Source organism: Pseudomonas sp. SIMBA_067 (assembly GCF_046534675.1).
In the GTDB taxonomy this organism is placed as follows: Bacteria; Pseudomonadota; Gammaproteobacteria; order Pseudomonadales; family Pseudomonadaceae; genus Aquipseudomonas; species Aquipseudomonas putida.
This window is the reverse complement of record NZ_JAWRYH010001505.1, coordinates 1-230: the sequence shown is the minus strand read 5'-3', so window position 1 is coordinate 230 and position 230 is coordinate 1. Positions and strand designations below refer to the sequence as shown.

General features: G+C 67.8%; 1 pseudogene. It reads right to left on the bottom strand.

Features of this window, described 5'->3' with window-relative positions:
- Positions 1 to 207, bottom strand: a pseudogene (locus SB765_RS34470) (AraC family transcriptional regulator); the annotation flags it as partial.
- Positions 208 to 230 lie beyond the last annotated feature (23 nt).

Sequence of the window (230 nt, the reverse complement as noted above, 5' to 3'; positions counted from 1 at the left end):
TTCCATGCCGATGTCCTCGCGCCGGGCCACGGCGTTTGCGCACACCTGCAGTTCCGGCTGGGTGGTGATGCGCGCATCGGCGTTCCCCAGGTCGGCCGGGCCAATGCCGCTGCCGGCCAGCAGCGCCGAAGCCGCGCAACCGTCCGCCTGGAACACGTTCAGGATCAGCGAAGCTACGTTGAGGGTGGTCAGGTGACTGTGCAGCATGCTGGGTAATCCCGTGGGGCTGG